This is a genomic window from Idiomarina sp. D18, from assembly GCF_057748155.1.
This window is the reverse complement of record NZ_CM173240.1, coordinates 1,936,155-1,953,115: the sequence shown is the minus strand read 5'-3', so window position 1 is coordinate 1,953,115 and position 16,961 is coordinate 1,936,155. Positions and strand designations below refer to the sequence as shown.

Sequence of the window (16,961 nt, the reverse complement as noted above, 5' to 3'; positions counted from 1 at the left end):
TTACATAACAACAGTGTTGAACTAACGGGGATGAACACACATGTTTAACTCAACTTTTAAGCGCACCGCTTTGGCCGCTGCCATCGCAATGACTGTATCAGGTGCTGCGCTTGCACAAGACACCTCATCAAGCATTCGAGGCGTCGTAACCGCAGAATCAGGTTCTATCATTAGCGGTGCAACTATTCAGTTGCGTGATGAACGCACTGGCTCAGTTAAAACCTTAACGACCAACGCGCAAGGAACATTTTCATCACGAGGCTTGCCAGTGGGTGGCCCATACACGTTGATGGTTAAAGGTCCTAACGGTCAAAGCCAAGTCATCGAAAACGTTTACCTCACGTTAGGTGACTCAGAAACCGTGAATGTAGTTCTTGAACCTCAAGATATTGAAACAATCAGTGTAACGGGTGCGGCGCCAACTAATGCGTTGTACGGCAGTAATAGCCCAGCGGCAAACTTCAATCTTGCAGACTTGCAAGACGCGCCGGCCGCTAACCGTGACCTAAAAGACGTAGTGCGTATCGACCCACGTATCTACATCAACGAAACGAATGCAGGCGACATCCAGTGTGGTGGTGCAAACCCGCGTTTCAACAGCTTGACTGTTGATGGTGTGCGTATGAACGATAACTTTGGCTTGAATTCAAGCGGTTATCCAACAGAGCGTATGCCTTTCTCTTATGATGCAATCGAACAGGTTGCAGTCGAATTCGCACCGTTCGATGTGCAATACGGTGGTTTCACCGCATGTAACATCAACGCTGTCACCAAATCAGGTGACAATGAAATGTTCGGTGGAGTGTTTTTTGACTACACCAACGACTCTTTACAAGGCAGTAAGCTTGAAGGCGACAGCATCAACGTTGGCGCATTCAACGAAAAACGCTATGGCTTTAATGTCGGCGGCGCTATTTTAGAAGACAAACTATTCTTCTTCACCTCTTATGAAAAGCTCGAAGGTTCTGACACCTTTGACCGCGGTCCAGAAGGCACCGGCGTTGCATCACCTGTATTAGGTGTTTCTGCAGCGGACGCGGAGCGTATTCGCCAAATCGCGATCAACAACTACAACTACGATCCCGGCACGTTCCCTGCGAGCTTGCCAGTGGAGGACGAGAAGTTCTTAGCTAAGTTAGATTGGTATATCAATGACGCACACCGTGCATCATTTACCTATAACTACAACGATGGTTTCTCGATTGCTGAATCAGACGGCGACGCAGATGAGCTTGAGTTCTCTAACCACTTCTATGAGCGTGGTTCTGAGTTCACTTCATATGTTGGTGAGTTCTTCTCTGACTGGACAGACAACTTCTCTACTGAAGTACGTGTGGGTTACTCAGAGCTAGACGCACGCGTTAACCCATTAGGCGGCACCGAGTTCGGTGAAGTACAAATCGGCGTTAACGATGCAACCGTCTACTTAGGTGCAGATGACTCGCGTCACGCAAACAAATTGAAGTATGACACGACGTTCTTCAAGTTAAAAGGGACTTACCTTGCCGGTGATCACATCATCTCCGCAGGTATAGAGCAAGAGAAATACGACGTTTATAACTTGTTCGTACAAGAAGCGGAAGGTGAATACCGTTTTGGCTCTATCGACGATTTTGAAGCCGGTACACCAAGCCGTGTAATCTATGAAAGCGCGGCAGGTACGAATAATCCAACGGATGCGGCAGCAGAATTCTCTTACGCTGTAAACACGGCATACGTACAGGACGAGTACTACTACGCGCCAATGGATATTACGTTTACTTATGGATTACGTTATGACTGGTACACCAGCAGCGATAACCCAGTAAACAACCCATTGGTAGAAGACCTTTACGGTTTCTCTAACCAGCAAAACATGGACGGCCAAGACTTGCTGCAACCACGTTTTGGTTTCAACTGGTTTGTGAGCCCACAGTTAGAAGTACGTGGTGGCGTTGGCTTGTACTCAGGCGGTAACCCGAACGTATGGATCTCTAACAACTATTCAAACAACGGTGTTACTCAGTACGAAGCGAACCTATTCGGTGACTTCTTCGCGGGCGGTAACACCTTGTTCAACATTCCTCACACAGGTGAAGGTCGTCCAATCTACGACATTCCACAAAACCTGTTTGACGAAGTCGCTAATGCGAACGGTGAAGGTCCAATCAACACCATGGATCCAAACTTCGAATTGCCAAACGAGTGGAAATACGCGTTGGGTGCAACTTACACGTTCGATAATGACTACGTGTTATTGGTTGACTTCTTACACACTGAGAAGAAAGACGCAGCCGTTATCTACAACCTTGGTTTAGAGCAAACAGGTACAGCACCAGATGGTCGTCCTATCTTCAGTGAGCTATCTACTGACGGTCGTGACCAAGGGGATGACTTCTTGTTGACCAATGTTAAAGGCGATTCTGGTTCACAAACGACTGTGTCATTGGCATTGAACAAGTCATATGACTTCGGTTTAGACTGGAGCTTCGCATACGCTTACAACCGTGCAGAAGACGTGAACCCAATGACCAGCTCAGTGGCGTTCTCTAACTACACCAACTTAGCAACGGCGAACCCACAGAACCCAGGCGTGTCGACCTCTAACTACGAGATCCCGCACCGCTTCACGTTCCGTGCAACGTACACTTCAGAAATCATGGGTTACGAGAACACTATGACCTTGTTTGCTACGCGCAACGAAGGTCGTCCATACTCGTTCACTATGTCTGACGGTGCATTCGGTGATGTTGCGTACCAAGGTCGTCAACTACTTTACGTACCGACCGGTATCGACGATCCTAACTTTGTCGCCGGCATGGATGGGGACGGTAATCCGTTCGACTCACAAGCGTTCTTCGACTTCATCAACTCACAAGGATTGGGTGAGTACGCGGGTGGTATCGCACCACGTAACGAATTCAACTCTAAGTGGTGGACCAAAGTTGATTTACGTGTTGAACAACAACTGCCAGCATTCAGCAACGACCACGAAGCATCAGCCTTTTTCGTTGTTGAGAACTTAGGTAACTTGTTGAACGACGACTGGGGTGTATTATACGAAGCAAGCTTCCCACGCGCTGTGACGGTTGCTGATGTGAGCATCAACGATCAAGGCCAGTACGTATTTGAAAGCTTCCGTGACCCACGCGTTCAATCACGTGCAGGTGCGCCTTCATTGTGGTCAGTACGTGTAGGCTTCGAATATAAGTTCTAAGTATGTCCTAAGACATCGTCAAAGGCCGCTCATTTGAGCGGCCTTTTTATTTTCATATCTTGCCGCTTACCGCTAATTCCGCTAACCTCGCTCAATCACTTATTAGATAAAAACCACTATGGAACTGAGCTGGACCAGTTTACTACCTTCACTACTTGCCATCATTTTTGCTATCGTTACGCGACGCGTTTTATTGGCGCTTATTGGCGGTATCTTACTCGCTAATATCATTCTGTTTTGGCCCTCGTTTGAAAATATAGCGCAGGGGACTGGGTGGTCCAGTTGGAGCACACTCACCGATAGCAGTAACATGCTGGTTTGGTTCTTTACACTCGGAATCGGTGCTTTGTTCGGTGTGCTGGAAAAGGGCGGTACCTTTAAACAGTTCGTACAAAAGCTTGAGCAACGCCAGTGGGTCGAAAATAAGCGTAGGGCACGAATGATGACCTGGATATTGGGTGTGGTGGTCTTTATCGAGTCCAATGTCACCATTATGATAGCCGGTACGACCTCGCGTCCGCTCTACGACCGCTTGGGTATTTCGCGCGAAAAACTCGCCTATATCGTGGATTCCACCTGTGCCGCTATTTGTATCTTGATTCCGCTGAATGCCTGGGGTGCGTTTAACCTCACATTGATCGCTAAACAAGGCGTTGAAGAACCCTTGTGGGTATTCATTCAGTCTTTAGGCTTTAGCTTTTATGCCATTTTTGCCGTATTACTGGCGTTAGTGGTGGCATGGTTTGACTGGAATATTGGCCCAATGAAAGCGTTCGAGCGCAACGCACAGCCTGACCGCGTATCAAAACATAACTGGGGTGATGAGGGTAAAAGTAAGCCAAGCTATGGCAAAGGCACCGCTGTCGTTTTAACGTCGCTGTTGAGCCTCGTGGTGATGGTACCGGTGATGTTATTAATTACGGGCAACGGTGTGTTGGTTAAAGGCGATGGCACCTTAAGCGTGTTTATCGCCATTTATACGGCACTTGCCATTGCGATCGTTGGCACTAAGTGGGTGCGCAACACGAGCATTATTACAATCATCAAGGCAGCCTTGCAGGGCGCATGGAACATTTTGCCACTCGCGATTATTTTATGGTTATCGATTACCTTAGGCGGGTTAACTCGCGATATGGGAACGGGCGAATTTTTAGCATCGATTCTGGATGGCAGTATACAGGTTTGGATGTTGTTGCCGCTGATATTTGTGCTGGCGGCATTAACGGGCTTTTCTATCGGTTCAAGCTGGGGTACCTTTGCCATCATGTTGCCGCTGGCGATCCCTATCGCAATGTCGTTGAATTTGCCGTTGGCTCCTTTTATCGCTGCGGCAATTTCAGGCGGTATCTTTGGTGACCATGCGTCGCCGATTTCCGACACCACGATTATTGCCTCCATGGCGTCAGGCACCGAGCATATCGACCACGTTCGTACGCAATTACCTTATGCGTTGCTGGCGGGTGGCGCGTCAATCGTTGCCTTTGCTATCACCGGCGCTGCTATCGGTTGACGCCTTCTTTCGGCGAGCCCTGAAAAATTGGCGTAGGATATCGCCACAGGGCTCGGCTAACACGCCAGACGTTACCTCAACACGGTGGTTCATTGAGACATGGTTGAGTACTTCAATTGCCGTGCCTGTCGCACCAGTTCGCGGATCGGGAGCACCAAAGACTAGACGTTTAACACGCGCATGAGTGATCAGCCCTGCACACATTGCACAGGGCTCTAAAGTGACGTACAACGTAGAGTCAATCAGACGGTAGTTATCCACGTTTTTTCCGGCAGCGCGGATCGCTTGTGCTTCGGCGTGGGCACTGGGGTCCGATAAGGTAATGACTTGGTTGTAGCCCTCGCCAACGATCATGTCATTAAGTACCAGCACCGCTCCAACCGGCACTTCACCCTCGTCAGCGGCTTTATGCGCCAACTCAAGGGCACGTTGCATGTAGATTTCATCAGTTGTCATGGCAGCGATTTTAGCGCAGACTAAGATGAATGACATCCACATTTTGCGGCCAAACCCTATCGCGGGGAGAACAATAATGAAGCACTGGGCATTTGCACTAACAACGGCAGTGGTGATGAGCGTATGGGCATCTCCAACGTATGCACAACAGCAGTCACCGGTGATGATTGACAGTACCTTGGAACAACAAGTGATTGATTGGCGTCGTCATATTCACGCGAACCCGGAGTTGAGTAACCGTGAATACGAAACCGCCAAGATGGTGGCCAACCACTTGCGTGAACTTGGGTTAGAAGTGAAAACCGATATCGCCCACACCGGCGTGGTGGGTTTATTAAAAGGCCGTGGCGATGGCCCCACGGTGGCATTACGCGCCGATATGGATGCCTTACCGGTCACGGAAAAAACCGATGTGCCATTCAAATCTACCGTGAAGTCAACCTATCGCGGCAAGGAAGTCGGTGTCATGCACGCGTGTGGACACGATACCCATGTCGCTATGTTGATGGGAGCGGCCGAAAAGCTCGCCAGTATGCGCGATGAGCTTAACGGCAACGTACTGTTTATCTTCCAACCTGCAGAAGAGGGGGCGCCAGAAGGGGAGGAAGGCGGTGCTGAGTTGATGCTCAAACAGGGCCTGTTTAGCGACGTGTTCCCAGACTACAAACCTGAGCGTGTTTTCGGAATTCACGTTTGGGCAGGTTTCCCAACCGGTCATATTGGTTATCGTAAAGGCCCATTAATGGCGTCATCGGATAAATTTGAGATCACCGTCAAAGGCAAACAGACTCATGGCTCGCGTCCGTGGGCTGGGGTTGACCCGATTGTGACGTCAGCGCAGATTATTAATAGCGCGCAAACGATTATCAGCCGTCAAACCGATATTACAAAAGCACCGGCAGTCCTCTCATTCGGTATAGTTGAGGGCGGTGTGCGAAACAATATTATTCCCGATGATGTTACCCTGATCGGCACCATAAGAAATTTTGATATGGATATCCGTTCGGATATTCATAATCGTCTGACGCATACAGCGGAAACCATTGCCGAGGCAAATGGCGCTGAAGCGGACGTTAAAATCGATCTAGGCTACCCTGTCACGGTTAATAACCCTGACCTTGTTGAGGAAATGCTGCCTATTACGCGCGAGATCGCTGGCGCAGACAACGTTAAAGAAGTGCCATTGGTCACAGGTGCTGAAGATTTCTCTTATTATGCGTTAGAAGTACCCGGCATGTTTGTGTTTTTGGGTGTAACACCCGAGGGGCGTGATATGGCGTCAGAGCCAAGTAATCACTCGCCGTATTTTTACGCTGATGAGAAGGCGCTTAAAACGGGTGTAAACCTCTACGTAAACTGGACTTTAGAGTCATTGTAGATGCAGTTAAATGCGGTAAAGTGGTGTTATGGGGTGCTCTTAGCAACTTTTCTAATAGGGTTGCAAGGTTGTACACCCCAACCGACACCCAATCAGCTAGAGATAGTGAAAGAACGGCAAGTGATCCGTGTCGGGACACTGATGAATCCGACGAGTTTTTTCTATGATCATGAGCGCGAGCAAGGCTTTGAGTATGAGTTAGCGCAGCGTTTCGCGAACCGTATGGGTGTCGAACTGCAGATGGTACCTCGCTTTGATGTCGCCGATCTTTTTACGCTATTGCAACGGGGAGAAATTGATATCGTTGCTGCGGGGCTCGATGAAACCGCCCAGCGGCGCGCTTTATTTCGATTTGGTCCTCCTTACGATGAGATAAGCCACAAGCTTATTTTTAAACAGGGGTCCAGGCAACGACCCAGAGACTGGGCACAAGTCGATGATGGTGAAGTTGTCGTCGTGACGGGTAGCTCACATGAAGAGTTTTTACGTTCAATTGAGGATGAATTCCCCAAGTTAAAATGGCGCTCAACCAGCGAACATGATGCTGTTGAGTTAATGCGAATGGTCGATCGCGAAGAAATTGACTATACCATTGCAGATAGCAATCAATTGGAAATCCAACGGCGAGCTCACCCGGGGCTCAGTGTTGCTTTTACAACCCAACGTGAGTTGGCAGTCGCGTGGGCAATGAAAGATATGCCGGATGACTCTTTGTATGCGGCGGTTATCGAATATTTTGGCGAAGTTCGAGAAAGTGGCCGCTTAGCTTACATCAAAGAAAAGCACTTCGGTCACGTCAAACAGTTTAACTATGTCACAACGCGGTTGTTTATTGATGCGGTCGAGCAACAACTTCCTAAATATATTAATTTATTTAAACAACACTCGGGCAAGCTTGATTGGCGTCTACTTGCCGCCATTTCATATCAGGAGTCATTATGGAACCCTCGCGCCGTATCACCGACGGGCGTTCGCGGTATGATGATGTTGACTCTACCAACAGCTAAAGCGATGGGGGTACAGAGTCGTTTGAATGCCGAGCAGAGTATTCGTGGTGGCGCGCGCTACTTTGAACGTATGCTGCAACGTATCCCCGCTCGTATCCCCGAGCCCGATCGCACGTGGTTCGCCTTAGCTGCCTATAATATTGGTTTTGGGCATTTAGAGGATGCGCGTGTATTAACACAGCGGCAAGGGGGCAACCCCGATCGTTGGCTGGATGTGAAGAAGCGGTTGCCACTGTTGCGTCAAAAGCAGTTTTATCGTCAAACTAAATTTGGGTTTGCACGCGGTGATGAGCCCGTCACCTATGTCGGTAACATTAGGCGTTTCTATGACACGCTGAAATGGTTAGATAAGCAAGGACGATTGTGAATGGGTTCACTGAATTTGCAGCTCGCTATACGACATGGACGCTTTAACCTCTTTTTGCATCCACTCTAGCAGAACAAAGCAACGAGACTCGCCATCAAGCGCAACGACTTTCGCAAGAAAACCCTTGAACGGTCCTTCGGTAATCTCGACCTGGTCACCCACTTCGGGGGCTTGAGTTTCCGCTGAGGCCTCCATGCCCCGTATTGAGTCTATCCATGACTGCGGAAGCTTTGGTATTCGATCGCCAAAACGTACGACCGAATGAACGCCATAAGTGCTTCGCAATTTGTAAAACTGCGTCGCTAATTCATCAGATTGTACAAAAATGTACCCAGGAAACATGGGTTCGGTGCGAACAGTACGCTTCCCGCGCAATATACGTTCGACAGCAAGCTTGGGTCCAAAGCTGTTGAACCCTTGACGAGCTAGGTTTTCTAAAGCGCGGTCTTCCTGACGCGGCTTTGTCTTCAGAACATACCAGCCATCGTTTGCCATTGAATCCATACGCAAAACCCTATGTGTTTCATCTGACGAAAAAAGTCTATCGCTACTACAAGCAAATTTACAAAACTTTAAAGATTATATTAGTTAACGTAAAAAATTGACGTCAAAAATCGTGAAAAATGCATCTAGAATATAGCATTGATTCTAAAAGACTCATATTGAATCCATCAAGCCACTACGATAATGCTAATGCGCTTGAGACATTAACGCTCGATTTTAGGTGTGCCTTCTTTTTTGACTAAACGAAACCACTTTTCTCTGCGCTCAATAATTCGTTTACGACGAGCGCGGACAACAGCACGGCGACGAGCATCATTGGCGGTCTTATTAATTCGGCGTTGTGACATACAAGACTCCTTTGCAGGTGGAACTTGATCCTAGCAGATCACTTCCTAAGCTGTCACTTAAAAAGCCAAAGTCAAACATGGCAGGCAGAGGGATTTTTCGATATAATCGCCGCGCAAATTTTACACAAGCGTTGGAGACTGTTGTCGTGGAAATCTTTCGTGGTTCACCTGCCTTATCGGCGTTCAAAATTACAAAAAAGCTTGAACAACTCAAACATGCGGGGATCCCCATAAAGAGTTTATATGCAGAATATCAGCACTTTATTCATCTTCGTAACACACTCTCTGACGCGCATCACGACATTCTCAAGCAACTGCTAACCTACGGCCCCACCGCTCAACAACAATCACCCAGCGAATCCAGCACGCTTATTCTAGTCGTCCCACGTCTTGGTACTATTTCGCCTTGGGCATCAAAAGCAACCAACATTGCCCATAACTGCGATATTAAAGAAGTCCATCGTATTGAACGCGGCGTTGCGTATTATCTCGAAGGCGACTTATCAGCAGAAGAGCAAAAACAAGCTGCACTGCTTTTGCATGATCGCATGACTGAGAGTGTGCTGTATCACATGAGCGATGCCGAAAAGCTGTTTCAACAAGCCGAACCAGCCCCATTATCCAACGTCGATATTCTTGCCGAGGGCCGCTCAGCTTTAGAAGACGCCAACGTATCGCTCGGTTTGGCGCTTGCTGATGACGAAATCGATTATCTATTAGAAAACTTCAAAAAGTTAGGGCGTAATCCAAACGATATCGAGCTGTACATGTTTGCCCAGGCAAACTCTGAACATTGTCGTCACAAAATCTTCAACGCGGATTGGACCATTGATGGTGAGGCACAGCCTAAATCGCTCTTTAAGATGATCAAAAATACCTTTGAAGTCACGCCAGACTATGTGTTGTCGGCATACAAAGACAACGCCGCGGTGATGGAAGGACACGAAGCAGGGCGCTTTTACCCAGCGCCCGAATCGACCACCTACAGCTACAATCACGAACCGATTCATATTTTGATGAAGGTCGAGACGCACAATCACCCGACAGCGATTGCTCCTTACGCCGGTGCCGCAACGGGGTCAGGGGGTGAAATCCGTGATGAAGGCGCCACCGGTATCGGCTCAAAGCCCAAAGCAGGCTTGGTGGGCTTTAGCGTATCTAACTTAAACATTCCTGGCTTCAAACAACCGTGGGAAGAAAACTACGGCAAGCCTGCGCGTATCGTGAGCGCACTCGATATTATGATCGAAGGTCCGCTCGGTGGTGCCGCATTTAACAATGAGTTTGGTCGCCCAGCGCTAACCGGTTACTTCCGTACTTATGAGCAAACCGTGAATAGTCATAATGGTCGTGAGGTGCGCGGTTATCATAAACCTATTATGATTGCCGGTGGTTTGGGTAATATTCGCGAGGCACACGTACAAAAAGACGACATCCCCGTGGGTGCCAAACTGGTGGTACTGGGTGGTCCTGCGATGAACATCGGTCTGGGGGGCGGCGCTGCGTCGTCAATGGCATCGGGCGAGTCAGCAGAAGACCTTGATTTTGCTTCCGTTCAGCGCGACAACCCAGAAATGGAGCGGCGTTGCCAAGAAGTGATCGACCGGTGTTGGCAACTCGGTTCAGATAACCCCATTGCCTTTATTCACGACGTGGGTGCCGGCGGTTTATCCAATGCCATGCCAGAGCTCGTCAGTGACGGGGGGCGCGGCGGCCGTTTCGAACTGCGTGACATACCCAACGACGAACCGGGTATGACACCGCTCGAAATCTGGTGTAACGAATCACAAGAGCGCTACGTGATTGCTATCGCTCCAGAAAACATGGCGCGTTTCGAGCAAATCTGTGAGCGCGAGCGTGCCGAGTACGCCGTAATTGGTGAAGCGACCGAAGAACTCACCATCTTGTTGAATGATGCGAAATTCAATAACCAGCCGATTGATCTACCGCTTGACGTGCTACTCGGTAAACCACCGAAAATGCACCGTGACGTCAAACGTCAACAAGCGGCTGGCGAAACGCTCAAACTCGACAGCATCGATGCCAACGAAGCTGCCGAACGACTGCTGCGCTTGCCAAGCATCGCCGAGAAAACCTTCTTGATTACTATTGGTGATCGCTCGGTCACCGGATTGGTTGCACGCGATCAAATGGTTGGTCCGTGGCAGGTACCGGTCGCCGATGTGGCGGTCACCGCCGCCTCGTACGACACCTATCATGGTGAAGCCATGGCGATGGGCGAGCGCACGCCATTAGCTTTGCTAAACTATGGCGCTTCTGCGCGCATGGCAGTGGCTGAGGCTTTAACTAACCTTGCCGCTGCTGATGTCGGTGAATTAAAACGCGTCAAATTGTCAGCTAACTGGATGGCCGCCGCCGGTCACCCCGGTGAGGATGCTGGCTTATACGAGGCGGTAAAAGCCATCGGTGAAGAACTATGTCCTGCATTGGAAATCACCATTCCGGTAGGTAAAGACTCCATGTCGATGAAAACCCAGTGGCAAGAGGAAGGCGAAGACAAAGCCGTAACCGCACCACTGTCATTGGTGATTACCGCCTTTGCACGGGTCAACGATGTACGTAACACCGTGACACCGCAACTACGTCTGGATAAAGGTGATACCCACCTGATTGCTATCGATTTAGGTCAAGGTAAGAACCGGTTAGGCGGTTCAGCGTTGGCACAAGTGTACAAGCAACTGGGTGAACAAACCCCCGACTTAGACGACGCGGCGCAGTTCAAAGCATTTTTCGAAACACTGCAACAGCTGATAGCCGAAGGGCGTATTCTTGCGTATCACGATCGCTCCGACGGCGGTTTAATGACGACCTTGGCTGAGATGGCGTTTGCCGGTCACTGTGGTGTCCAAGCCGATTTGAGCGATTTAGGTGATGAAGCCTTAGCGGCACTGTTTAGCGAGGAACTCGGTGCCGTCATACAAGTGACGGCCGATCAGCGTGAACACGTACTCTCAGCATTCCAAAAGGCAGGGCTTGAGAACGTCATCCATGTCATCGGTCAGCCAACCGAGCGAGATGAGATTAAACTGACCTTTAATGGTGACACCGTTATTGATTCATCGCGCACGCATTACCGTACGTTGTGGGCCGAAACCACGCATCAAATGCAGCGTTTACGTGATAACCCAGTCTGCGCCGATGAGGAATTTCAGCTTAAACAACGGGTAGACGACCCAGGCTTGCAAGCCGATTTAAGCTTTGATGTGCATGAAGATATCGCAGCCCCCTACATTGCTAAAGGCAGCGCACCGAAAGTGGCTATCTTGCGTGAGCAAGGTGTGAACTCGCATTACGAAATGGCCGCTGCCTTTGACCGTGCAGGTTTTGAAGCCGTCGATGTGCACATGAGTGATATTTTAACAGGGCGTGTCACCCTTGATGAGATGCAAGCACTCGCTGCCTGCGGTGGCTTCTCATACGGCGATGTACTGGGTGCCGGTGAAGGTTGGGCCAAATCCATCCTATTTAATCAACGCGCTCGTGATCAGTTCGAAGCGTTCTTTAACCGCGACAATACGTTAGCGTTAGGCGTGTGTAACGGTTGTCAGATGCTTTCAACACTGAAAAGCCTGATTCCGGGTACTGAACATTGGCCGCGTTTTGTCACCAACCGCAGCGAACGGTTTGAAGCGCGCTTTAGCTTGGTCGAAGTACAAGCGACAAATTCGGCGTTCTTTGACGGTATGCAAGGCTCGAAAATGCCGATTGCCGTATCGCATGGTGAAGGGCGTGCCGAATTTGCCGCAGCTGACCAACAAGCACAACTTGAGCAAGCGGGTCAGGTAGCATTGCGCTATATCGACAACTGGGGTGACGTGGCAGAGCAGTACCCTGCTAACCCGAACGGCTCGCCGAATGGTATTACCGCGGTCAGCAGTCGCGATGGCCGCGTGACGGCGATGATGCCGCACCCCGAGCGTGTATTCCGCACTGTTGCGAACAGCTGGCATCCCGATGAGTGGGGCGAGGATAGCCCATGGATGCGCATGTTCCGTAACGCACGTACGCGTTTCTAACAAGCGGGTGAATAAAAAAAGAGCAAGCCATTGAGCTTGCTCTTTTTTTTTGCCTTTTCAAAACATTTACGCCTGCGAGCCTAGCCAAATATCTGAGGAACCGCATAATAGAATTAAGACTCAACAGGAGGCAGTATGATGAAACGTATTATAGCACTCACAGGTATCCTAGCCGCATCGGTTGCGCTCACTGCACACGCAGAAGACCGTAACTATGTCAGCGGTGGTTACAACGATTTTGGTGATTCAGACTTTTATATTAAAGCATCACGTCAAATCGATTCACATTGGGTGATTGAAGGTGAGGCGTTTGATATTGGTGATTTTGGTACGCGTTTAGGCGGCCAATATTTGTTGAGCAACAGCCCGTTGTTCTTGAAAGGCGGCATGAGCCATTACGATTTTGGAAACACCGATGACACCGGCGGCTACGTGGGTATCGGTACTGAAATCGGCTTAAGCACGCAAGCAACAGCTATGTTTGATGCAACCTACGACTCAGCACTAGATGGCTATGCGTCAGTGGGCGCCAAGGTGCGTTATAACTTCGACCAGCGTTTCGCTGCCGATATCGGTTTCCGTGGAAACTTCGACGATATCGACAACGAATTCCGCGTGGGTATCACCTACAAATTCTAAGGTTTCCACTCCGAGCAAGGTGGTTTGCGGGGCTTAACGGCCCCGCTTTTTTATCCAACCTTGCTTGATTCCACCCAAGCCTGCCAGTAATAGCAGCATCAACCAACCTGTACTACCACCACTACTGCCACCACCTGAACTACCACCCGTTGTGGTCGTTGGTGCCGCAGCAACATCGATAGTTTCCTCAAAGGTATCCGTGTTACCGGCAGTATCAGTGACGGTGGCCGACACGGTGTACGTGCCTTGCTCACTAAAGCTTAAGCGCGCAGAGGTCAGATCCTCGTTGCTAATAGTGACAGAGCTATCACTAACGGCCCATTCCGTTGTATCGATCGTTAAAGTACCCGAGGTTGTAATCGTTGCAGTCGTTGCACCGCCGGCGCGAACGTTGGAAGGCGAGAAGCTCATCGCATCGACAGCAATCGGTTCAATCGCCTCAATGGAGACACTCAGGGTGTCCATAACGGAATTGCCGTTGCCGTCGTTAATAGTCGCCACAAAGTCATATATACCTGGCGCTTGCCCCGGAATATCAAACTCAAACACGTTGCCATTGCTACGCGCTGGCTCAAACACCACGTTGTCGCGGCCTGGTAAGCGTTGCTCAACGGTCAGGGTATCGTAGAACGAAGTATCGCTCGGCTCATTCAGCGTGACGGTCAAAGTAAACGGCTCATCCTCGAGAATGGTGTCGCTACTTGCGGTAAAACTCAAAATCGCAGGTTGGTTGTTACTGTATGCACGAATCGGAATCGTCACATTCGGTTCACCTTGAATACCTAAGTCAGCAATAACGGTGACTGTACCTGTATCGGTGATGCGGGTCGCATCGCCTTCAATACTAAGGGTAATGACGTCACCTTGCAGCGTGGAAGTGCGGTTGCTTTGACTCACCGTTAGGTTATCAATGCTGACATCACCGCCGATAGAATAGGTTGGCGTAACATCCGTAGGTACATTGACTAACTCAGCAGATAGGCTAACCGCTTCGTCCGATACAATCTCATAGCCTTGTGTTAGGTAACCTGTGACGGGGGTGTCGTTGCTCGTAGGACCTTCCCACCAAATCATGCTCGATACGTTGTACTCAGAGAAGTTAGTGTTTACTACGCGCAGGGGCATCTGAAACACATTACGTTGGTCGGTATCCGCCAATTCAGCCGCAATCGCTGCCTGAGAACGCTTCGGCGTAATAGTCAGCGTCCGCTCAGCACCACTCCCCGATACCGAGAAGTCAAACCACTCACGCGCTTGGGCGATGCCTTCACTGATACTCGGGCGACCCATGGATTCGTCAAAGTAAGTCGCGAGCTCGATATTTGCGTTAAGAATACTGTCGTCGCTTAATAGTACGGTGAACGATTGTGTCTGTTCGACGCCTGCTAAGAGTACGTTATCGTTAGTAAAAATAAATTCGTTACTGGTACCGTTAGATAACACCGAGGCAGAAAACTCGCCCATCAATTGATAGCCATTATTGGTTGAGGGCGCTAACACGCAGAGGCCTAGATTACCCGGTTGAATAGTGCCGGTAAGTGTTGATTCACTTATGACTTGGCCATCGTCAATTTGCTGCTGAGTAAAGTAGCGGTTGCTGTAACAGTTGCGGTTTAACACAACATAGTCACCGTTTGACTGGGCTGGCAACTGTAATTGGAGGGCTGAACCATCAACGCTCAGCCCAATATTACGATAATCGTCCCACTGTTGAAACCGGCGCGTCCATGGGGTCGTCAATGTCGTGGCGTGAGCTGCATTGGCTGCATCAACGTTAGCATCTGATTTGCCGGCGGGTGTACCGTTAACATCTAGGTCGGGGCTCGAGTATAGCGCTTCGCGATTACAAGTACCGTTAGGGGCAATATCTCGACAGCTCGAACCGTAGGCCATGATGGTATAAAACTCTCCTTCGGGATCAACATAGCCATAAGGTATATGATTGTCGATTTGAGTCCCGGCGCCCTGCTCATTATTATCGAGCGTGTAGCGATCATGGAGGAGGCCGATATTATGACCTAACTCATGAGGGAACGTGCCCGAACCTAGGCATTGGTATGTTGTAAATGCCACATGGAAGTCAGGCGACACACCAAAAAATGTATTATCGGCGGCAATGTCGGTAGCAACATAGGCTTGACCACAGACCGCATCACTGACGCCAATATAATGAATAACGTCTGCATTGTATTGATCGCGAAGCCGCTTTGCTGCGCCGCTATTGACCAACTGATCGAGTATGTCTTCGGAAGCCGCACCGACAAAATCATCGCGAGTCGCAGGCAAAACGATAGGGTGTGCGCCGACAATACGGTGACTTAAACTAAGTTCAGATTGTTCAAAAACGAAGTTTGTAACGGCATCCGCATATTCGATGTCAGCATCAAATGCCGCATTATTGTCTGCCATATAAGCAGGTAGGCGAGGGTCAAACAAAATAAGTGTGTCGATACTACTGTCGGATGGCGCTTCAGTGCTGATAGCCGTCGGTTGAAGACGTTGATCCGAGGCGGCGCTTTGCCAATTAATCGTATCGAGGGAGCGCTGTTGAGCAGTATTTGTCGGCATGCGTAGTGGTTCTGGATACCCCTGATTCAGTATTTCTCGGTGTGTGCCCTTAGCCGACTGGTATACCTTTATCCAAGCCCCTGCATCATTTTGCACCGTGTAAAGGGTTTGTTCGGCAGTGTGGTATAACGTACCTGCAAAGGGGACAAGCGTTCCATCAGGTGTGTGTTTACTCAGCACATAAAAGCCACGTTGAGGGTGACTTCCTTCAGCGACAACGAGTTGTCCAGTCAGATTAGGCCAATCTAACGGCAATGCACTGCCAATCGATAGTTGTTGCTGAGCAAGGCGCGTGTGAAGGAGGGGAGACGCGTGTTCTTGGGCGCCCACTGCCGAGTTATATAGTACGCTTGAAAGCGCGAAAGAAATCGCCAATAATAGTTTCATAAAGTCAACTCAAAACGTTTACATTATGTTAGTTTCGCTTAAATATGACTTATGATCAATGTTGTGAAAAAAACGTGTAAGCTCTGTAAAATAATTTGCAAACCAAACTAAAACTGCTAACGTATGAAGTAATCGTTAATGAGTGCTGTATAGCATTAACTGATTGGCCAATCGATTAAGTTTTTAGCAAGTGTACACAGAGGTGTAATTTATGAAAAAGTTAACAGCATTATTTGCTGCTGCGCTTTTAGCCGCAGCACCAGGTATTGCATCAGCACAAGCTGCTGGTAGCAACAGTGGTAGTGCTGCTCAAGCATCTGGCGCTGGCGCTGGTTCAGGCGCAGGCGCTGCTGGCGCAGCTGGCGCTGGCATTGGTGGTTTGAGCGCCGGTGCTATTGGTGTTATCGCAACGAGCGTCGTTGTTGGAACAGCAGTAGCTACAGACGGTGGTGCAGACGATGCAGAAATCGATGACGGAGACAACGGTGGCACGCCTCCGACTACGAGTACAAATACGTCAACAACAACCACGACTTCTACAAATACATCGACCAACGGTTAATTA

11 protein-coding genes are annotated in these 16,961 nt (G+C 49.4%); 7 read left to right on the top strand and 4 right to left on the bottom strand.

Annotated elements, in window-relative coordinates:
* Nucleotides 1-40: 40 nt before the first annotated feature.
* Nucleotides 41-3,196 (top strand): TonB-dependent receptor, encoded by a 3,156-nt coding sequence (locus tag AC3AP5_RS09420; RefSeq protein WP_487326609.1) that lies wholly within the window; start codon nt 41-43, stop codon nt 3,194-3,196.
* Between the two features lie 118 nt (nt 3,197-3,314).
* Nucleotides 3,315-4,706, top strand: a complete 1,392-nt coding sequence (locus AC3AP5_RS09415) for a Na+/H+ antiporter NhaC family protein (protein ID WP_487326608.1) — start codon at nt 3,315-3,317, stop codon at nt 4,704-4,706.
* Here the strand turns inward: AC3AP5_RS09415 and tadA are convergent.
* Nucleotides 4,665-5,162, bottom strand: a complete 498-nt coding sequence (gene tadA / locus AC3AP5_RS09410; protein WP_487326607.1) for a tRNA adenosine(34) deaminase TadA — start codon at nt 5,160-5,162, stop codon at nt 4,665-4,667. The genes AC3AP5_RS09415 and tadA overlap by 42 nt on opposite strands.
* 115 nt (nt 5,163-5,277) lie before the next feature.
* Here tadA and AC3AP5_RS09405 point away from each other — a divergent pair, with 115 nt between their 5' ends.
* On the top strand, nt 5,278-6,540 hold the full coding sequence (locus AC3AP5_RS09405) for an amidohydrolase (protein WP_487327308.1): 1,263 nt from the start codon (nt 5,278-5,280) through the stop codon (nt 6,538-6,540).
* Entirely contained in the window at nt 6,541-7,914 is a 1,374-nt protein-coding gene (gene mltF, locus AC3AP5_RS09400) for a membrane-bound lytic murein transglycosylase MltF (protein ID WP_487326606.1), read from the top strand.
* A 6-nt stretch (nt 7,915-7,920) separates the two neighbouring features.
* Here the strand turns inward: mltF and rfaH are convergent, their stop codons facing one another.
* Both rfaH and AC3AP5_RS09390 read right to left on the bottom strand, forming a co-directional pair.
* The gene (rfaH, locus tag AC3AP5_RS09395) at nt 7,921-8,418 is read right to left on the bottom strand and encodes a transcription/translation regulatory transformer protein RfaH (protein ID WP_006956899.1); all 498 of its coding nucleotides are present in this window, start codon (nt 8,416-8,418) and stop codon (nt 7,921-7,923) included.
* 203 nt (nt 8,419-8,621) lie between these two features.
* Nucleotides 8,622-8,765: a hypothetical protein gene (locus AC3AP5_RS09390; RefSeq protein ID WP_006956898.1), complete on the bottom strand. Its 144-nt coding sequence runs from the start codon at nt 8,763-8,765 to the stop codon at nt 8,622-8,624.
* A gap of 146 nt (nt 8,766-8,911) precedes the next feature.
* Here AC3AP5_RS09390 and purL point away from each other — a divergent pair, with 146 nt between their 5' ends.
* Nucleotides 8,912-12,802 (top strand): phosphoribosylformylglycinamidine synthase, encoded by a 3,891-nt coding sequence (gene purL, locus AC3AP5_RS09385; RefSeq protein ID WP_487326605.1) that lies wholly within the window; start codon nt 8,912-8,914, stop codon nt 12,800-12,802.
* 135 nt (nt 12,803-12,937) lie between these two features.
* Nucleotides 12,938-13,441, top strand: a complete 504-nt coding sequence (locus AC3AP5_RS09380) for a porin family protein (RefSeq protein ID WP_242603679.1) — start codon at nt 12,938-12,940, stop codon at nt 13,439-13,441.
* A 33-nt stretch (nt 13,442-13,474) separates the two neighbouring features.
* Here AC3AP5_RS09380 and AC3AP5_RS09375 read toward each other — a convergent pair whose 3' ends face one another.
* Nucleotides 13,475-16,396 (bottom strand): zinc-dependent metalloprotease family protein, encoded by a 2,922-nt coding sequence (locus AC3AP5_RS09375; RefSeq protein WP_487326604.1) that lies wholly within the window; start codon nt 16,394-16,396, stop codon nt 13,475-13,477.
* A gap of 211 nt (nt 16,397-16,607) precedes the next feature.
* Here AC3AP5_RS09375 and AC3AP5_RS09370 point away from each other — a divergent pair, with 211 nt between their 5' ends.
* The gene (locus AC3AP5_RS09370; protein ID WP_487326603.1) at nt 16,608-16,958 is read left to right on the top strand and encodes a hypothetical protein; all 351 of its coding nucleotides are present in this window, start codon (nt 16,608-16,610) and stop codon (nt 16,956-16,958) included.
* Nucleotides 16,959-16,961 lie beyond the last annotated feature (3 nt).